Here is a 16,782-nt window from a genome sequence, read left to right as displayed (position 1 = left end):
ACGAATCGCGCCGCTCAAAACGGCGCGATCTTCATTTCAAAGCCCGTTCTCGACCATATCGAGCAAGCGCCCCGCGAGCGGCTCGATCTGCGCGCGCTTCAATCCCTGCAACGGGCCTTCGATGACGAGCAGCGCGAAACCATGCACCGCGCTCCATGCGAGATATTCCGCTTCGGTTCTGCGCTTGGCGTCGAGTGCGCCCGCGTCCACCATTTCGTCCAGCGCCCGGCTGAGCAATTGAAACGGATCGAGTCCGCTCGGACCGACACCGTACGGCGCTTCATGTTCGGCCCATTCCGCTTGCGGCGCGGCGAAGGCCGTGCGGAACAGCCCCGTTTCGATCTGCGCAAATCGCAGATAACCCGCTCCGATGGCCCGCAATCCCGCGCGCGCCGCATCCGCGCGACGGCGCTTTTTCGGGCGCGCCGCCAGTTCCTCTTCCATCGCCTGCGCGACGAACGACAGCGCCGCCGAACGCACCGCCGATAGCAATTCCTGCCGGCTCTCGAAGTGACGATAGGCCGCGTTCGGAAACACGCCCGCACGACGGGTCGCCTCGCGCAGAACGATCGCATTCGGGCCGCCCTCGCGCGCCAGTTCGATGCCCGCATCGATCAGCGCGCGTCGCAAATCCCCATGCCGATAAGTATTTCGCGGCTTGCCATTTGTCATTTTGATTCGTCGGGCTTTCCATATGTGGACACTGTCCATTATCTCTGCTACTTTTTGTGGACGGTGTACACAACGGAAAATAATTTCGCATCGGTGCTTGCCGTTGCTTTGTCACGACGCGGCGGCATCGTGTGCAATGCGGGCCGTCAAACGAAGGAGGCAGCCATGACAAAGCCGAACGATCGTGCTCATGAGAATGAAGATGTCGCGCGTATTCGCGAGCAGATCGAAGCGTGGCGGCAGGCGGTGCTCGCGAAAAATGTCGACGCGCTCGTTCGCCATTACGCGCCGGATGTCGTCGTGTTCGATGTCGTGCCGCCCGCGTTCATCAAGGGCGTCGAGCGCTATCGCGAGAACTGGCGGCGCTGGTTCGACAGCATGAAAGGCCCGCTTGCGTTCGAGATGCGGGACGTGGAAGTCGCCGCGAGCGGCGATCTGGCTTATGCGCACTCCGTCAATCGCGTCGCCGTGGGCGAGCAGGAGGACATCGTGCGCGCCACCGTGTGCATGAGAAAGATCGACGGCGACTGGCGTGTCGTGCATGAACACGCATCGGTGCCGCTCGTGATGGATATGGACCCTGACGAGAAGTCATAACTCAAGGAGCAGACATGCAAGTGCAACCCTATTTGTTTTTCGAAGGCCGCTGCGAAGAGGCGATCACGTTCTATCGCGAGAACCTGGGCGCGCAAGTCGTCATGATGATGCGCTACAGCGAAAACCCGGAAGCCGGCAAGGCCGAAACGGCCAGCGGTTGCGGCATTCCGCCGGGATCGGAAAACAAGATCATGCATTCGGCGTTCACCATCGGCGAATCCATGCTGATGGCCTCCGACGGCATGTGCAGCGGCAAGCCGGACTTCAAGGGCGTGTCGCTCTCGCTCACGGCCAGCGACGAACAGCAGGCGGAAAAATACTTCAACGCGTTGTCGAACGGCGGACAAGTGCAGATGCCGATGACGCAAACGTTCTTCGCCAAGCGTTTCGGCATGGTCGCCGACAAATTCGGCGTGTCGTGGATGGTGCTCGGCGGCGTCGAAGGCAAGCCCGCGTAATCGTCAGATAGCCGCCTGGAATGTCTCTTGCGGCCCTTTCATCGCATCAAATCGAAAGGAGCCGTGACATGAGCAACTACGCCGGACGTTCTCAGGAAGACCGCATCGAGCAGCGCAAGGGCAAGCAGCCTACATCGAAGGAACAGCCGGGCGGGCCGATGGCCGAGCCCGGCACGGAACCCGATAAGGACCGCAGCAGCGGCCAGTTGTCGGAGGAAGGCAAGCAGGCATGGCGCACAGGTTCGGGCATCGATGGAGGCGGAAAAACCTGACATGCATATCGACCATCGGAAACGTGGAACAATAGCGGGGTGCCCATGATTTAATTGCATCTTGATGACAGGAGCTTTCGATGAGCGCCCCGCGCAAAAACCATCTTTCAGGCTCGGACATACCCGCTGACAAAGCCGATCGTCCAAGCCGCGAGGAAGCCGAAGCCGCCGTGCGTGTTCTGTTGCGCTGGGCGGGCGACGACCCGAGGCGCGAAGGCCTGCTCGACACGCCGGGCCGCGTCGTGCGTGCGTATGAAGAGTTCTTTGCAGGCTATACGCAAAATCCGCACGATATCCTCGCGCGCACGTTTTCCGAAGTGCAAGGCTATGACGAAATGATCGTCCTGAAGGACATTCGTTTCGAAAGCTATTGCGAGCATCACATGGTGCCCATTATCGGGCGCGCGCACGTCGCCTATCTTCCGAACGAGCGCGTCGTCGGCATTTCGAAGCTCGCGCGTCTCGTGGATGCCTTCGCAAAGCGTCTGCAGATTCAGGAAAAGATGACCGCGCAGATCGCGGACACGCTGAACGAAGTGCTGCAACCGCTCGGCGTCGGCGTGATTCTCGAAGCCGCGCATCAATGCATGTCGACGCGCGGCGTGCATAAGGCGGGCGTGTCGATGGTCACGTCGCGCATGCTCGGTTCGTTCCGCGACGATCCATCGACGCGCCGCGAATTTCTTTCCATCGTCAGCAATCAGAACGCGTTCAGCGTGTCGAACACGTAACGCCGCCAGCTAAAACGCGCACGCAAAAAGAAAGGGCCTCGCGGCCCTTTCGTCGTTTCATGCGCCGAATCCGTTACCCGGCGCGTCCGGCCCGCTGCCCTCGCGGATCTTGCCCTGCGACACGTTGCTGCCCGGCGGCACGCTATGCGTGAGCCACACGTTGCCGCCGATGACCGAACCCTTACCGATGGTCACGCGCCCGAGAATCGTCGCGCCCGCGTAAATGACGACATCGTCCTCGACGACCGGATGCCGCGCATTGCCTTTGACAAGGGAGCCATCGCTCATCGAAGGAAAGCTCTTCGCGCCGAGCGTCACGGCCTGATAGACGCGCACGTGCTGCCCGATCACCGCCGTCTCGCCGATCACCACGCCCGTGCCGTGGTCGATGAAAAAACTCGGCCCGATGGTCGCGCCCGGATGAATGTCGATGCCCGTCAGCGAATGCGCGATCTCGTTGATGAAGCGCGCGAGCAGCGGCACGCCGAGCTTGTGCAATGCATGCGCGAGACGATGATGCGTCATGGCCCAGATGCCCGGATAGCACAGCAGAATCTCGGTGATGTGCTGCGCAGCCGGATCGCCGGTGAAGGCGGCCTGGATATCGCTGACGAGTAACGCGCGGATGTGCGGCAACTGCGAACCGAATTCACGCGCGATGGCAAAGGCTTGCGCGGAAAGCGCTGCGTCGCTCGTATCGCGATGTTCGGGCAAGAAGCGCAGCGCGCGGCGAATCTGTTCGTGCAAGAGACGCAAGGTGCTTTCGAGCGTCTGGCCGACGTAATAATCGACGCTTTCGTCGGTCAGATCGGGCGCGCCGTAATGCGTGGGAAAGAGCGTCGAACGCAAGCCGTTGACGATCTTCACGATCGCCTCGCGCGAAGGCAGCTCGCGTATGCCGAGCGGATGCCGTGTGCGATGCAGCTCCTCGCGCGACTGGCGCAAGTCCGCGACGATGCGTGCAAGGCCCCATTCCTGAGACGTGTCGCGGGTTGTGTCGAGGGATGGTATGGTGCCGGGCGTGAGCGTGTTCTGCATGTCGGCCATGAAGCAAGGGAAGCGGCCGCCGCGCTCGCGCACGACGGGTGAAACGTCAAGGGTAACCGGTTTTGGAGAAGCCTGCCGCCCGGCGGCATGGGCTCTCGCGTTCGCACGGTTTCATCGGAACATGACTCACGCTATGACGTTACTTGCGTCGATCCAGCGCACGGCCCAGTCGCGCGCGTGCGCGATTGCATCGCCCTCGCTGCGAAATCGCAAGTCCGATGGAAAAAAACGGTTCGCGACGAGTTCGCCATCGCTCGATCGCGAGATCACCACATACGGCTGGTAGCTGCCATCTCCGGCCCGGGCGGGCGCGCAGTTTAGAAGGTAGCCTCGATGTGAGAAGGCTGCATCGTGTTGCATGAGTCACCTGTGTGAAAGTGCCCTGCTCGCTCGAATCGCATTGCTCTTCTTCGACGACAATGAAACGCGCCCTCCTGATTGCTCGCGTCTTCGTTGTTGCGCTTTGCCGCCGACAGGTTCCAAATAATACTTGCAGGAAATCGGCTTGGGGTCGAAAAAAAAGCCTGAAATTGTAGCTATCCGTTAAGGCGCCCGCTGGCAAGGCTCGCGGTTCCGTCGCCATATAGCCGGAACGAGTCTTGCGTAAGGGCTTGGTCAGTTCAGGTCCAACGGAGCAACGCAATGAGCAACGCTGAATCAAACCAGACGCAGGACAAGCAGAAGGATCAGGTCGCCGGCAGCCCGATCAAAACGCCCGCCGCGGAAACCGCTCACGTGAAGTTGAGCGATGCGATGAAGGCGGCATCGGGCGGCGAAGCGCATGCGGGCGCGGGCGCATCCGTGAGAACGGAAACGACGAAGGAAGGAATGCACGTCGGTCCGCAAGGGTTCTACGAAAAGCCGCCGCGCGGCGTCGATGTCTCGAACGACGACGGACCCGACGACACCGTCGATGCCGACGCGAAGAGCATCCACGCAAGACGCGAGGCGGAGATGCGCGCACGCGAGCCTGACTCGGTCATCAATTCGAATGCGACGCCGGTGAACTACGTCCCCGAACCGGGCGATGGCCTCGGCGGATTCGACAGCCGTATCGGACGCAATGGTGTCCTGCTCGCGCTGGAAAGCGGCTATCGGCTGATCGATCGCGGCATGGTCGCGCCGACGGTTCCCGAAGTCGAAGACAAGGTTCGGTTCGAAGGCCGCGATCCACACGGCCATACCTTACGCGGGCGCAAGCACTATGCGCTGAATCATCTGCGACCGTCGCGGCTCTTCGAACTCGAACGTGGCTGAAGAAGGATGAGCGCATGAACGCCTCTCATGCATGAGCGGCGTTCAGCGCTCCTTCTTTTCTTTCTTCTCGTCATCGGATTCGATGCGCGTCACGCCGCCTGTCGCGGGCGGATCGCTTGCGGGAAAGGTGTCTTCGACAGCCTTGTCCAGATCGTCTTCGTCACGCTCCGAATGAGGCCGTTGTTCCTTGATGTTGCTCATCGCTCGATCCCGTGGTCGTTGGTTCCTTATGTCGATGTAAGCAATACGCGTTCCCCGGACCAGGCACGGCGTATGCGCAGGGAGACGGCCAACGAAGCGCCGCATCGCAGCAAATGCGATTGCGGCCGACAAGACGACCTTGCAACGCCTGGAATCGATAAAGGGGAAAGACCACATGACCACGATCCACGCATACGACGCGTATCCGCCGGATTCCGACGAGACCGCGCAACTTCAGACGGCGACGCCACGCCACATCGTCGCGCCGGAGCAGCGATTCACCTCCGCGATGGCGTGTCTCGGCGCGGCTTACGCGCTCTCGTGGGCGGAGTTCGCGCTGACGCTCGCGATCGGCCTGCCCGGCGACGCGTCGAGTCATCCGGTCGCGGCATCGATCGCGTCTCGCGTGCTGGTCGGCCTGCTTTATGTGTGCGTCGCGTCGCGGTTGCAGTGGGCGCGCTGGCTCACGGTCGCGCTCGGTTTCGCTTCGGTCGCGCTCGTTGCGCCGACGCTCGCGCTGCAATGGCACGTGTTTCCCGCAGCCGCGTTCGTGTGCGGCGCGGGACTCGTCTGCAAGTTCGCGGCTTCGCTCTATCTTCTCTCGCCGATGCCCGCGCGCCGCGCGACGCCCTAGCCATTCGAAACCCGCGGTTTGCAATCCCCGAAGCGGACGCGCCTTTTTCGCGCGTCCGCTCGCTCGCACAATGCGAAGTTCATCAACCGTTGCGAGCCAGATCATGAAAATCGCTGTCATCGGTGCGACCGGCACGGTCGGCCGGGCGGTCGCCGCCGAACTCGAAGCCCGTCACGAAGTCGTCGAAATCGGTGCGACGCGCGGTGCGCATCGCGTCGATCTGCTCGATCTCGACAGCATCGCGCGGCTCTTCGATGAAATCGGCCGCGTCGATGCGATCGTCGCGGCTGCCGGTCATGTCCACTTCGGTCCGCTGGTAAAAATGACACCCGAGCAGTTCCGCCTCGGCCTCGACGACAAGCTGATGGGCCAGGTCAATCTCGTGCTCGCCGCGCGCGATTATCTGAACGACGGCGGCTCGTTCACGCTGACGAGCGGCATCGTCGGCGCCGCGCCGATTCGTGAAGGCGCGAGCGCGGCGGCCGTGAACGGCGCGATCGAAGGCTTCGTGCGCGGCGCGGCGATCGAGTTGCCGCGCGGCCTGCGCATCAACGCCGTGAGCCCGACGATGCTCGAAGAAGCCCGCGAGAGCTTCGGCCCATATTTTCGCGGCTTCGAGGCGGCGAGCGGCGCGCGTGTGGCGCTGGCGTACAGTCGCAGCGTCGAGGGCGCGGAGACCGGGCGCATCTACAACGTGCACTGACACTGACAGACGCGAAGTGTGCATGGAGCGGGGCGCATCGATCGCTTATCCTCAGCGCTTCGAAGGCCTTGGAGCGGTGCGATGCAGTGGACCCGGGACGACTATCGGCTCAGCACGGACATCGAAGAATTCGACTTCGATGTCGTGCACCGTTACCTGAGTGAAGTGGCGTATTGGTCGCCGGGCATCGCGCGCGAGAAGGTCGAGCGCGCCGCGCGACATTCGCTCGCGTTCGGCCTGTTTCGCGGCGGCGCGCAGATCGGCTACGCGCGCATGATCACCGACACCGCGACCTTCGCCTACCTCGCCGATGTCTTCGTGCTGCCCGAGCATCAGGGCGCGGGCCTCGGCAAATGGATGATGCAATGCGTGATGGCGCATCCCGACCTGCAAGGATTGCGCCGCATGATGCTCGTCACGTCCGACGCGCACGGGCTGTACGCGCGCCACGGCTTCGCCGCGAGCCGGCATCCCGAGCGCATCATGGAGAAGATCGCGAAGGCTTAGCCGCCCTTCACGCCCTGTGTATTGACGTAGAGCGAATACAGCCCGTGGCTCGCCGCCATGAACAGCCGGTTCCGATGCCGCCCGCCGAAGCACACGTTCGCGCAGCGCTCCGGCAAATCGATATGCCCGATCGCCTCGCCCTGCGGCGTGAACACGCGCACGCCGTCGAGTTCGGCGTCGCCCATGCCCCAGCCGCACCACAAATTGCCGTGGATATCGACGCGAAAGCCATCGGGCGTGCCCGCGCCCGCGTCGATCAGCGCACGCGGCTCGCCGAGTCTGCGGCCGCCGTCGAGCACGTCGAACGCGTAGATCTTGCGCGGCGTCGCGCGTGACTCGACCACGTACAGCACCGATTCATCCGGCGAGAACGCGAGACCGTTCGGGCCGACGAACGCGTCGATCATCATCGCGATGTCGCCGCTCTTGCCATCGACGCGATACACGCACGGCTTGAGTTGCGCTTCGTTCTGCTCGCCTTCGTAGAAGCCGTCGATACCGAAAGTCGGATCGGTGAACCAGATCGAGCCATCCGATTTCACGACGACGTCGTTAGGCGAATTGAGCGGCTTGCCTTCGTAGCTGTCCGCGATCACGGTGATGGAGCCGTCGTATTCGGTGCGCGTCACGCGCCGCGTCCGATGCTCGCAGGTCACGAGCCGCCCTTCGCGATCGCGCGTGTTGCCGTTCGCGTTGTCCGACGGCTTGCGAAACACGCCGACCTGACCGCTCTCCTCGTCCCATCGCAGGATGCGATTGTTCGGGATATCGCTCCAGAGCAGACAGCGGCCGTCGCCGAACCAGACCGGCCCTTCGGACCAGCGCGCGCCCTGATAAAGACATTCCACCGACGCCGATGCGATGCGCAGTGCGTTGAAACGCGGGTCCAGCACGCGCACGGCGGGGTCGGGGTAGCGGCGCGAGTCGCTTGTCATGTGGGTTCATCTCCTTTGCTGGTTTTGAGTGCTCTGAATCGCGGATCAGTTCGGCCCGAGTTCGCCGTCGCGCAGGCGCCAGAGCGAAAGCGGATTGTCATCCGCGAGCGCTTCCGGCAACAGCGCCGCCGGCAGATCCTGATAACACACCGGCCGCAGGAAGCGTTCGATCGCCATCGCGCCGACCGACGTCGAGCGGCTGTCGGATGTCGCCGGATACGGCCCGCCGTGCACCATCGCGTAGGACACTTCGACGCCCGTCGGAAAGCCGTTCGCAAGAATCCGCCCGGCCTTGCGTTCGAGCACCGGCAAGAGCCGCCGCGCGAGTTCGACGTCGTTTTTTTCCATGAGCAGCGTCGCGGTTAGCTGGCCTTCCAGACTGCGCGCGACCCGGATCATCTCGTCTTCGTCGCGGCACACGACGATCACCGACGTCGGCCCGAAAATCTCCTCCGCCAGTTGCGGCTTCGCGAGAAATTCCTCCGCGCTCACGCGATACAGCGCCGGCAGCGCGCCGCTCGACGCCTTGCCCGTTTCGCCCGTCGCGATGCGCTTCGCGGCCGCATCGCGATGCTTGACGCCGTCCTCGTACGCCGCCGCGATGCCCGCCGTCAACATCGTCTGCGTGCCCTTCTTTTCGAGCGCGGCCGCGGCGTTGTCGATGAAATCGTCGAGATCCGAATCCGCGAGGCCGATCACGAGGCCCGGATTCGTGCAGAACTGGCCGACGCCCAGCGTGACCGAATCGATAAAAGCCGCCGCCAGCGTGTCGCCGCGCGCCGTCAGCGCGCCCGGCAGCGCGAACACCGGATTGACGCTGCTCATCTCGGCGAAAACGGGAATCGGCGCGGGCCGCTTCGCCGCGATATCGACGAGCGCCAGCCCGCCGCGCCGCGAGCCGGTGAAACCGACGGCCTGAATGGCCGGATGCGCGACGAGCGCCTCGCCGATCGCATTGCCCGCGCCGACGACGAGCGAAAACGTGCCTTCGGGCAAGCCGCTGTCCGCGACCGCCTTCTGCACCGCCCGTCCGACGAGCTCGGAGGTGCCCAGATGCGCCGGGTGCGATTTCACGACGACGGGACACCCCGCCGCGAACGCCGACGCGGCATCCCCGCCCGCCACCGAAAACGCCAGCGGAAAATTGCTCGCACCGAACACCGCGACCGGCCCGAGCGGAATCTTTTGCAAACGCAGGTCGGAACGCGGCAGCGGTTTTCTGTCCGGCTGGGCGGAATCGAGCGTGGCAGAAAGCCATCGGCCCTCGCGCACGAGCGATGCGAAAAGGCGCAATTGCCCGACCGTGCGGGCGCGCTCGCCTTCGAGACGCGCCTTCGGAAGCGCGGATTCGGCCATCGCGCGCTCGATCAGCGTGTCGCCGAGCGCGACGATGTTGTCGGCGATCGCTTCGAGAAACTGCGCACGCGTTTCGAACGGCGCGTGGCGATAGTCGTCGAACGCGGCTTCGGCCAGTTCGCAGGCGCGCGCCACTTCCGCCGCGCCGCCGCCGCCGAACGCGGGGTCGAGATCGGCGTTGCGCGCGGGGTCGAACGCGCGGAGCGTGGCATCGGTGCCCCGCACGGCCGATGCGCCGATCAGCATGTCTCCGGTGATTTTCATGTCAGCTCCTCATCTCTGTTGGCGTTGGGCGGCGGGCGCGTCGCGCGGCCGCCCGCTCAAGCGAGTGACCCGCGCCCCGCGCAAGCGTTCCGCGCAAGACGTGCGAACCGCCGTCGGGAGAAGTGAAGCAAACGCGGTGCGCGGTCGCGAACCGGTCCGTTCCGCGACGCAAAAACTATAGCCGCGACGAACCGCTTGTCAAAGAAACCGCGTCAGGACTTCGCGACGGGCGTCGCGTGCTTCTTGAACGTGATGTGCGCGATGCGCCGCACCAGGAGCGCCGCCACGAGCGCCGCGACGGCCGTCAGCGACACGCCGATGTGGATCGACTGCACGAGCGCGTCGCGGGCGGCGTCGAGGAGCGCGGGCGCGTCGAGGCCGGCGGCGCGCAGTTCGTCGAGGATACGGTTGCGCAACGCTTCGTCGACGAGAATGCGCGGATCGGACAGGCGCGGCAGCCATTGCGCCGACGCCGACGCGCCGAGCACGCTGACCGTGCGCGTCACCACGCTCGCATAGTGATGCGCGACGATCGTCCCGACGATGCTCGTGCCCATCATCCCGCCGACCATGCGCGTCGATTGCAGCAGCGCGGTCGTGATGCCGAAGCGCTCGCGCCCGGCGATCTCCTGCCCGAAGATGTTCATGTTGTTCAGGATGAAGCCGAGGCCGATGCCGGTCGCGGCCATCGGCAGTTCGATCCACAGATGCGGCGTCGATTCGCGCGCGAACGCCAGCGCCACCGACGCGAGCAAGAGCAGCGTGAAGCCGATCGAAAGAATGTTCACCGGCTTGCGCATATGAATGACGATGCGCGTGTTGATGAAGCTGCCGAGCGCGATGCACGCGGCGATCGGCGTCGCGAGCAGACCGGCGGCCTGCGGCGAAAGGCCGAAGCCGCCTTGCAGCAGGAGCGGCGCGAAGAAGATCAGCGAGAACATCACGAATCCCGCCAGGAACGACAGCGTGAAGAGCGTGTTGAGCTGCGCGTCGCGGAAGATGTCGAGCGGGATGATCGGATGCGTCGCGCGCCGCTCGCAGATCAGAAGCGCCACCCCGCACACCGCCACGCCGGCGCCGAGCGCGATATTGGCGGTCGTGAGGCCGTCCTTCGGCAGCGCCTCGATCAGCGCCTGGAAGCCGCCGAGCACCAGCGCGACGAGCGCCGCGCCCGTCCAGTCGATCTTCACGTCGCCTGCTCGCGGCCGGTGCAGATTCGGCAAATGCGCCCAGATGAAGTAAAGCGCCGCCGCGCCGACCGGCAGGTTCACGAGAAAGGTCGAGCGCCAGCCCCAGTGCTGGCTCATCCAGCCGCCGAGCGACGGCCCCGCCGCCGTGCCGATGCCGTACGCCGCCGCGAGCACCACCTGCCAGCGCACGCGGGTGCGCGCGTCGGGGAACAGATCGGGAATCGACGCGAACGCGGTGCCGACCATCATCCCGCCGCCGATGCCTTGCAGCCCGCGCGCGAGCACGAGGAACAGCATGCTCGGCGCGAGCCCGCACAGCACCGACGCAACCGTGAACGTGATCACCGCCGCGAGCACGAAGCGCTTGCGCCCGAAGTAGTCGCCGAGCCGCCCGAAGACCGGCACCGTGACCACCGAGGCGAGCAGATACGCGCTCGCGATCCACGCGTAGAACTCGAAACCGTGCAATTCCGCGACGATCGACGGCAGCGCGGTGCTGACGACCGTCTGATCGAGTGCGACGAGCATGTTGACGAGGCCGATGCCAAGCATCGCGTAGAGCGCTGTTCTGAACGGTAAAGCAGGCGGCGTTTGGGTCACGGTCGGGCGGGCTGGCTGGAGAAATGCTAAAAAGAGGTCGCGCCGGCGGATTCTTAAGCAGGCGCTGATGCCGAAGAACCACGAATTGTACGGCCTGCCATGCGCCAGATCGACTCATCGCAAAAAAGCGGCGCGGCGGTGCGAGGCCCGCGCTCTATGATGCAAAGGCGTGAAACACAGCGCATGCCGTGCGCCAATCGATCGTTCCAGGGGGAAAACGTCATGTTCAAACGCATTTTCGTCGCCATCGACGGCAGCCGGACTTCCGGGCGCGCCTTCAGCGCCGCGCTCGATCTCGCCGTCACGCATCAGGCGGTCGTGCAGCCGTATTACGTCGTCGAATCCGGACCGATGTACCTCGACGTGCCCGGCTACGATCCGTCCTCGCTGCATTCGAGCCTGATGGCGCAAGGCGCGTCGCTCGCACGCGAAGCCGCCGACCAAATGAAGGCGCGCGGCGTGAGCGGCGAAGTCGTGACCGTCGAGGCGACCGCAAGCGACGACGTCGCGACGCTCGTCATCAACGCGGCGAACGCTTTCAACGCCGACGTGCTCGTCATGGGCACGCATGGCCGCAAAGGCTTCCAGCGTCTGATTCTCGGCAGCGTCGCCGAGCGGTGTCTGCGTCAGGCGACCTTGCCGGTGCTGCTGATTCCGTCGGCGGCGGGCGGGCCGCAGGAAAAATCAATCTGACACGGTAGAAAAATTTGATCGATGCCCTGGCCGCGTCAATTTTTCACGCGGCCGGGCTGAGGGCCTATGGGACAATCGTTTTGTCATTGATCAACAAAACGAACCCAAATGGCCGCCTTGTCCGACACTTCCCGCGCGCGGCGCGATTCGGCGCATTGCTCGACCTGTGCGATGCGGCATCTCTGCATGCCCGAAGGCCTGTGCGCCAACGACGTCGCCAAGCTGGAGCACATCATCTCGGTGACGCGCAAAGTCAAGCGCGGCGACGCGCTCTTTCGCGCCGGCGATCGCTTCGATTCCCTGTTCGCCGTGCGTTCGGGGTCGATCAAGACGGTCGTCACGCACGACGGCGGCCGCGAGCAGGTAACGGGACTGCTGCTCGCGGGCGACGCGCTCGGCTTCGAAGGCATCGAGGAAGGCGAGCACACGTGCGCGGCGATCGCGCTGGAAGACAGCTCCGTCTGCGTCGTTCCGTATTCGCTCTTCGAACGCATGTGCCGCGAAACCGACGCGCTGCAAAAACGCCTGCATCGCATGATGAGTCACGCGGTGAACCGCGAGGCGAATCACGTCGTGCGGCTCGGCATGTTGCGGGCGGACGAGCGCGTCGCGCGGCTCCTGCTCGATCTGTCGTCGCGGCTGTCGAAGCGCGGCTATGCATCGTCGGAGTTCACGCTGCGCATGACGCGCGACGACATGGGCAGCTATCTCGGCATGACGCTCGAAACGGTCAGCCGCACGCTATCGCGCTTCGACAAGGCGGGCCTGATCGAGACGCAGGGCAAGTTCATCCGTATCCGCGATTTCGACGCGCTGCGCGCCGTCTGACGGAACATCGCCCGCGATTATTGCGTCTGCGGAAATAATCGCCGCTCATATTTCAGTTGGCACGCGGTTCGCTAAGGTTTAGTCTCTTTTGTTCGGCGAAAGCGGCGCTTCGGCGCCGTTTCGTCGAATGCGAAGCCAACTGGCCAGCCACGGAGATTGGGCGACATGAACCGCGAACCTTCCCTGCGTCATCCGCTGCTCGAGCGCCTCGCCGAAGCGCGCCGCGTGACCGACGAACTCTTCGAAGTCGTCAGGCCCGAGCACCTTTACGACAGGCCGATCGCCGAGCGCCATCGCATCGTCTTCTATATCGGGCATCTCGAAGCCTTCGACCGCAATCTGCTCGATCAGCGGCTCTTCGACCTGCCGAGCCCGAATCCCGCGTACGACGAGCTTTTCGCCTTCGGCATCGATCCGGTGGACGGCGGGCTGCCGACCGATCAGCCGGCCGACTGGCCGTCGCTCGACGAAGTGCGCGCGTATCGGGACACCGTCCGCGCCGCGATCGACGCGCATTTCGATCCGATCCGGATCGCCGCCGAGCCGCTTTCCGCCGGCGAATCGCCCGTGCAATTGCTGGAAGTTGCGATCGAACATCGGCTGATGCACGCCGAAACGCTCGCGTACATGCTGCATCAATTGCCGGTCGATAGAAAAATTGCACCATCCGATGCGCGTTCGGAGCGCGCCTCTGATCGCGAACTGAAGCATGAAACCGTGCGCGTGCCCGCCGGCCGCGCGACGCTGGGTCTCACGCGCGAAAGCGGCCTGTTCGGCTGGGACAACGAGTTCGGCGAGGAGCGCGTCGAGGTGCCCGCGTTCGAGATCGATCGCCATATGGTCACGAACGGCGACTATCTGCGTTTCATCGACGCGGGCGGCTACTGGAATCGCGACTATTGGGACGCTGTGGACTGGGCGTGGAAGGAAGAGCAGCGCATTGCGCATCCGGCCTTCTGGATTCCCGGCGACGGCGACGACGCGCAGAACGCGTGGAAGCTGCGCACGATGTTCGATGAAATCGCGCTGCCGCCCGACTGGCCCGTGTACGTGAGCCATGCCGAAGCGAAGGCCTATGCGCGCTGGGCGGGCAAATCATTGCCGACGGAAGCGCAGTGGCAGCGCGCGGCGCTCGGCACGCCTCATGTCGCCGAGGGCAATTTCGATTTCCGCCGATGGGATCCGTCGCCGGTGCAGGCGCATCCCGAGAACCGGAGCGAGTTCGGCGTCGAAGGACAATTCGGCAACGGATGGGAATGGACATCGACCGAATTCGGGCCGCTGCAAGGCTTCGAGCCGTTTCCGTTCTATCTCGGCTATTCGGCGAATTTCTTCGACGGCAAGCACTTCGTCATCAAGGGCGGCTCGCCGCGCACCGCCGCGTGCATGTTGCGGCCGAGTTTCCGCAACTGGTTCCAGGCGCATTATCAATATGTGTATGCCGGGTTTCGGTGCGTGAAGAACTGAGCGGCCGCGCGCCCCAAAGACAAACGCCGCGCGTTCTCACGAACGCGCGGCGTTTTTCATCGTTACGACGAAGGCCGGTCAGAAGTCCGTCGTCATCGACAGTAGCACCGTGCGCGGCGCGCCTTGCGTCAGATAACCGCCGATCGTCGATGCCCAGTACGACTTGTTGGCCACGTTGAGCACGCTCGCGCGGAAGGTCGTCGGCTTGCCGAACAGCACGGTCGCATAGCGCGCGCCGAGGTCGAAGCGGTCCCATGCGGGAATCGACAGCGTGTTCGTCACGTTCAGATACTGCGAGCCCGTGTGGATCCAGCGCGCGGTCAGCGTGAGGCCGTTCAGCACCGGCACGTCGTATTCCGCGTTGACGTTGAACAGCATCGTCGGGACGCCGATCGGCTTGTTGCCGTCGGTCGTGCCCGCGCCCGTGTCGTACTGCGTCGCGTGGATGTAGCTCGCACCCGCGATCAGGCGCACGCCGTGCAGCGGCTCGCCGTAAATCGATGCTTCCAGGCCGCGATGACGCTGCGTGCCGTCCGCGACGAAAATGTTCGAGCTGTTCACGAAGGTCAGCGGCTTCTCGATCTGGAACGCCGCGAACGACGCGCCGTACTGGCCGTTGTCATACTTCGCGCCGACTTCCCATTGCTTCGACTTCGCGGGCGGCAGCTGCTGGCCGAAGTTCGCCGCCGTGTTCGGCGCCGTATCGCCGATGGTCAGCGCTTCGCTGTGATTCGCGAAGAGCGCGACGTTTTGCATCGGCTTGACGACGAGACCGAAGACCGGCGTCGTGATCGAATCGTTGTAGGCCTGCGTCTGCACGCCGGTGTAGCTGTAGCCGTTCGTCAGCAATTCCTGATGACGCGCGCCGATCGTGAAGAGCACGCGATCGTTCAGGAAGCCGAGCGTGTCGGAGACCGCCACGCTGCGCATCAGGTTGAGCGTGACCGTCTGCGGATCGGACAGGTTGCCGCCCGACAGCACCGTCGCCGGGAAAGGCACTTGCGGCGTGTCGTAGATGCTCGTCGGGAACGAGCTGCTGAACGTGAACGCCGATTTCGAATCGACGCGCACGATCGACGCGCCCGCCGTCACGAAGTGCGACACCGGACCCGTGTTGAAGTGGCCGCGCACGCCCGCTTCGGCGGAGGTGCCATCTTCCTTGTGCGGCACGCCCAGGCGCGTCGCGGTGGTCGTGCCGTCCGCCTGAATGCTCGGCGACGAATATTCGCCGTGCTCGTCGGTGTGACGCGCGCCGCCCGTGATGTACGCCGTCCATCCCGGCAGGAAATCGTATTCGGCGCGCAGGATGCCGACCGTGTCTTCGAGCGAGCTGAAGCTCCAGGTCTGCGCGTAGTTATAGGTCGCCGACGGCGGCTCCGGAATGAAGTTCGCGAAGTCGTTGACGGTCGGGCGGCCGCCGTTGACGCGCTGTCGCTGATACAGGAAATCCGCGTAGAGACGCAGCTTGTCGCCGCGCCAGTCGAGCGAGACGGCCGTGGTGTTGTCGCGGCGGTGTTCGCCGTCGATGCTCGTTTCGCCGTCGTGATTCGCCTGATTCACGCGGATGCCGAACTGCCCTTCGCTGCCGAAGCGCCGGCCGATATCGACGTGCGCGCCGATCTCGCCCGACGCCGTGCCTTCCAGCGTCACGCGCGTGAGCGGCTTGTCGTCGGCGCGCTTCAGTTGCAGGTTCAGGCCGCCGCCCACCGCCGAGCCGTTCGGCGACGCGCCGTTCAGAAACGCATTCGCGCCCTTGAACAGATCGACGCGCTCGATCGCGTCCGTCGCGACGAGCTGGCGCGGCGTGATGCCGTACAGGCCGTTGAGCGACACGTCGTCGCCCTGCAACTGGAAGCCGCGGATGATGTACGTCTCCGCGAAGTTGCCGAAAGCGTACGCGGTCCGAACGGACGGATCGTTCGCGAGCACGTCGGCGATGGTGCGCGCCTGCTGGTCTTCGATCAGCTTCGACGTGTAGGTCGTCATGCTGAACGGCACGTCGAGCATCTTCTGCTGGCCGAGCACGCCGAAATCGGCGCCGCGCGCGACCTGGCCGCCCGCAAAGGTCGGCGCGAGATCGCCCGGCAACTGCTCTTTCGACGCCTGCACCTTGACGGCGGGCAACGCGCTTTCCTGCGGCGCGGCAGCGGCGTTGCTGTTGCCGGTATCGGCCGATTGGGCGTGAGCCGACAGGGAAAAGACCATCGCCACGGCTGCGACGATGGCGGCGCGATGCGTCAGCGCCTTCGCGGGCGCGAGGCGCGAGGTTTGAATACGGGAAACGGACATGGATGCGAAAACGACGAGGTTGGTCGGTCTTCCGTCCCGGGGCGTGAAGGGAATCCGGGCGGCGTTGTTCTGTGTCGAACA

19 protein-coding genes are annotated in these 16,782 nt (G+C 64.4%); 11 read left to right on the top strand and 8 right to left on the bottom strand.

Annotation, left to right across the window (positions count from 1 at the left end; genetic code table 11):
• Positions 1 to 36 precede the first annotated feature (36 nt).
• On the bottom strand, positions 37 to 672 hold the full coding sequence (locus NOV72_RS00455; protein ID WP_106852620.1) for a TetR/AcrR family transcriptional regulator: 636 nt from the start codon (positions 670 to 672) through the stop codon (positions 37 to 39).
• A gap of 165 nt (positions 673 to 837) precedes the next feature.
• On the opposite strand from NOV72_RS00455, the gene NOV72_RS00450 reads away from it, so the two are divergent.
• From NOV72_RS00450 to folE, 4 genes are all read left to right on the top strand, one after another.
• On the top strand, positions 838 to 1,269 hold the full coding sequence (locus NOV72_RS00450; RefSeq protein ID WP_106853199.1) for a YybH family protein: 432 nt from the start codon (positions 838 to 840) through the stop codon (positions 1,267 to 1,269).
• 14 nt (positions 1,270 to 1,283) lie between these two features.
• Complete coding sequence (locus NOV72_RS00445) at positions 1,284 to 1,727, top strand: VOC family protein (RefSeq protein WP_106852619.1); 444 nt, start codon at positions 1,284 to 1,286, stop codon at positions 1,725 to 1,727.
• Between the two features lie 68 nt (positions 1,728 to 1,795).
• Positions 1,796 to 1,999: a hypothetical protein gene (locus NOV72_RS00440; protein WP_106852618.1), complete on the top strand. Its 204-nt coding sequence runs from the start codon at positions 1,796 to 1,798 to the stop codon at positions 1,997 to 1,999.
• A gap of 80 nt (positions 2,000 to 2,079) precedes the next feature.
• Positions 2,080 to 2,730 (top strand): GTP cyclohydrolase I FolE, encoded by a 651-nt coding sequence (folE, locus tag NOV72_RS00435; protein WP_106852617.1) that lies wholly within the window; start codon positions 2,080 to 2,082, stop codon positions 2,728 to 2,730.
• A gap of 57 nt (positions 2,731 to 2,787) precedes the next feature.
• Here folE and epsC read toward each other — a convergent pair whose 3' ends face one another.
• The gene (epsC, locus tag NOV72_RS00430; protein ID WP_245932874.1) at positions 2,788 to 3,768 is read right to left on the bottom strand and encodes a serine O-acetyltransferase EpsC; all 981 of its coding nucleotides are present in this window, start codon (positions 3,766 to 3,768) and stop codon (positions 2,788 to 2,790) included.
• A 135-nt stretch (positions 3,769 to 3,903) separates the two neighbouring features.
• On the bottom strand, positions 3,904 to 4,137 hold the full coding sequence (locus NOV72_RS00425; protein WP_106852616.1) for a hypothetical protein: 234 nt from the start codon (positions 4,135 to 4,137) through the stop codon (positions 3,904 to 3,906).
• A gap of 282 nt (positions 4,138 to 4,419) precedes the next feature.
• Between NOV72_RS00425 and NOV72_RS00420 the strand changes: the two genes are divergently transcribed.
• Positions 4,420 to 5,034 (top strand): DUF3005 domain-containing protein, encoded by a 615-nt coding sequence (locus NOV72_RS00420; protein ID WP_106852615.1) that lies wholly within the window; start codon positions 4,420 to 4,422, stop codon positions 5,032 to 5,034.
• A 42-nt stretch (positions 5,035 to 5,076) separates the two neighbouring features.
• Here the strand turns inward: NOV72_RS00420 and NOV72_RS32125 are convergent, their stop codons facing one another.
• Entirely contained in the window at positions 5,077 to 5,235 is a 159-nt protein-coding gene (locus NOV72_RS32125) for a hypothetical protein (protein WP_181290780.1), read from the bottom strand.
• 175 nt (positions 5,236 to 5,410) lie between these two features.
• Here NOV72_RS32125 and NOV72_RS00415 point away from each other — a divergent pair, with 175 nt between their 5' ends.
• The 3 genes from NOV72_RS00415 (at position 5,411) to NOV72_RS00405 (ending at position 7,079) form a co-directional block, all read left to right on the top strand.
• Positions 5,411 to 5,869, top strand: a complete 459-nt coding sequence (locus NOV72_RS00415) for a hypothetical protein (protein WP_106852614.1) — start codon at positions 5,411 to 5,413, stop codon at positions 5,867 to 5,869.
• Positions 5,870 to 5,969: 100 nt separating this feature from the next.
• A complete protein-coding gene (locus tag NOV72_RS00410; RefSeq protein WP_181290831.1) occupies positions 5,970 to 6,572 on the top strand; it encodes a short chain dehydrogenase in 603 nt (200 codons plus the stop codon).
• 81 nt (positions 6,573 to 6,653) lie between these two features.
• Positions 6,654 to 7,079, top strand: a complete 426-nt coding sequence (locus tag NOV72_RS00405; RefSeq protein ID WP_106852612.1) for a GNAT family N-acetyltransferase — start codon at positions 6,654 to 6,656, stop codon at positions 7,077 to 7,079.
• On the opposite strand, the gene NOV72_RS00400 is transcribed toward NOV72_RS00405, so the two are convergent.
• The 3 genes from NOV72_RS00400 to NOV72_RS00390 form a co-directional block, all read right to left on the bottom strand.
• Positions 7,076 to 8,014: an SMP-30/gluconolactonase/LRE family protein gene (locus tag NOV72_RS00400; protein ID WP_106852611.1), complete on the bottom strand. Its 939-nt coding sequence runs from the start codon at positions 8,012 to 8,014 to the stop codon at positions 7,076 to 7,078. The genes NOV72_RS00405 and NOV72_RS00400 overlap by 4 nt on opposite strands.
• 45 nt (positions 8,015 to 8,059) lie before the next feature.
• Positions 8,060 to 9,634, bottom strand: coding sequence for an aldehyde dehydrogenase (NADP(+)) (locus tag NOV72_RS00395; RefSeq protein WP_106852610.1), 1,575 nt, complete (start codon positions 9,632 to 9,634; stop codon positions 8,060 to 8,062).
• Positions 9,635 to 9,846: 212 nt separating this feature from the next.
• Entirely contained in the window at positions 9,847 to 11,376 is a 1,530-nt protein-coding gene (locus NOV72_RS00390; protein ID WP_106852609.1) for an MFS transporter, read from the bottom strand.
• Between the two features lie 270 nt (positions 11,377 to 11,646).
• On the opposite strand from NOV72_RS00390, the gene NOV72_RS00385 reads away from it, so the two are divergent.
• The 3 genes from NOV72_RS00385 (at position 11,647) to NOV72_RS00375 (ending at position 14,412) form a co-directional block, all read left to right on the top strand.
• Positions 11,647 to 12,117, top strand: a complete 471-nt coding sequence (locus NOV72_RS00385; RefSeq protein ID WP_106852608.1) for a universal stress protein — start codon at positions 11,647 to 11,649, stop codon at positions 12,115 to 12,117.
• 108 nt (positions 12,118 to 12,225) lie between these two features.
• Positions 12,226 to 12,945 carry a helix-turn-helix domain-containing protein gene (locus NOV72_RS00380; protein ID WP_106852607.1) on the top strand — a complete coding sequence of 240 codons (720 nt, stop codon included), beginning with the start codon at positions 12,226 to 12,228 and terminating at the stop codon, positions 12,943 to 12,945.
• 165 nt (positions 12,946 to 13,110) lie between these two features.
• Positions 13,111 to 14,412, top strand: coding sequence for an SUMF1/EgtB/PvdO family nonheme iron enzyme (locus NOV72_RS00375; RefSeq protein WP_106853197.1), 1,302 nt, complete (start codon positions 13,111 to 13,113; stop codon positions 14,410 to 14,412).
• Positions 14,413 to 14,490: 78 nt separating this feature from the next.
• Here the strand turns inward: NOV72_RS00375 and NOV72_RS00370 are convergent, their stop codons facing one another.
• Entirely contained in the window at positions 14,491 to 16,701 is a 2,211-nt protein-coding gene (locus NOV72_RS00370) for a TonB-dependent receptor (RefSeq protein ID WP_106852606.1), read from the bottom strand.
• Positions 16,702 to 16,782: the final 81 nt, after the last annotated feature.

Source organism: Caballeronia novacaledonica (genome assembly GCF_900258035.1).
GTDB lineage: Bacteria > Pseudomonadota > Gammaproteobacteria > Burkholderiales > Burkholderiaceae > Caballeronia > Caballeronia novacaledonica.
The sequence above is the reverse complement of the archived record's forward strand: the minus strand, read 5'-3'. Positions and strand labels throughout refer to the sequence as shown.

Bases quoted from the DNA above. Each gene is read 5' to 3' on its own strand.
- NOV72_RS00455 (WP_106852620.1), bottom strand. From the start codon at position 672: ATGACAAATGGCAAGCCGCGAAATACTTATCGGCATGGGGATTTGCGA.
- NOV72_RS00450 (WP_106853199.1), top strand. From the start codon at position 838: ATGACAAAGCCGAACGATCGTGCTCATGAGAATGAAGATGTCGCGCGT.
- NOV72_RS00445 (WP_106852619.1), top strand. From the start codon at position 1,284: ATGCAAGTGCAACCCTATTTGTTTTTCGAAGGCCGCTGCGAAGAGGCG.
- NOV72_RS00440 (WP_106852618.1), top strand. From the start codon at position 1,796: ATGAGCAACTACGCCGGACGTTCTCAGGAAGACCGCATCGAGCAGCGC.
- folE (WP_106852617.1), top strand. From the start codon at position 2,080: ATGAGCGCCCCGCGCAAAAACCATCTTTCAGGCTCGGACATACCCGCT.
- epsC (WP_245932874.1), bottom strand. From the start codon at position 3,768: ATGCAGAACACGCTCACGCCCGGCACCATACCATCCCTCGACACAACC.
- NOV72_RS00425 (WP_106852616.1), bottom strand. From the start codon at position 4,137: ATGCAACACGATGCAGCCTTCTCACATCGAGGCTACCTTCTAAACTGC.
- NOV72_RS00420 (WP_106852615.1), top strand. From the start codon at position 4,420: ATGAGCAACGCTGAATCAAACCAGACGCAGGACAAGCAGAAGGATCAG.
- NOV72_RS32125 (WP_181290780.1), bottom strand. From the start codon at position 5,235: ATGAGCAACATCAAGGAACAACGGCCTCATTCGGAGCGTGACGAAGAC.
- NOV72_RS00415 (WP_106852614.1), top strand. From the start codon at position 5,411: ATGACCACGATCCACGCATACGACGCGTATCCGCCGGATTCCGACGAG.
- NOV72_RS00405 (WP_106852612.1), top strand. From the start codon at position 6,654: ATGCAGTGGACCCGGGACGACTATCGGCTCAGCACGGACATCGAAGAA.
- NOV72_RS00400 (WP_106852611.1), bottom strand. From the start codon at position 8,014: ATGACAAGCGACTCGCGCCGCTACCCCGACCCCGCCGTGCGCGTGCTG.
- NOV72_RS00395 (WP_106852610.1), bottom strand. From the start codon at position 9,634: ATGAAAATCACCGGAGACATGCTGATCGGCGCATCGGCCGTGCGGGGC.
- NOV72_RS00390 (WP_106852609.1), bottom strand. From the start codon at position 11,376: ATGCTTGGCATCGGCCTCGTCAACATGCTCGTCGCACTCGATCAGACG.
- NOV72_RS00385 (WP_106852608.1), top strand. From the start codon at position 11,647: ATGTTCAAACGCATTTTCGTCGCCATCGACGGCAGCCGGACTTCCGGG.
- NOV72_RS00380 (WP_106852607.1), top strand. From the start codon at position 12,226: ATGGCCGCCTTGTCCGACACTTCCCGCGCGCGGCGCGATTCGGCGCAT.
- NOV72_RS00375 (WP_106853197.1), top strand. From the start codon at position 13,111: ATGAACCGCGAACCTTCCCTGCGTCATCCGCTGCTCGAGCGCCTCGCC.
- NOV72_RS00370 (WP_106852606.1), bottom strand. From the start codon at position 16,701: ATGTCCGTTTCCCGTATTCAAACCTCGCGCCTCGCGCCCGCGAAGGCG.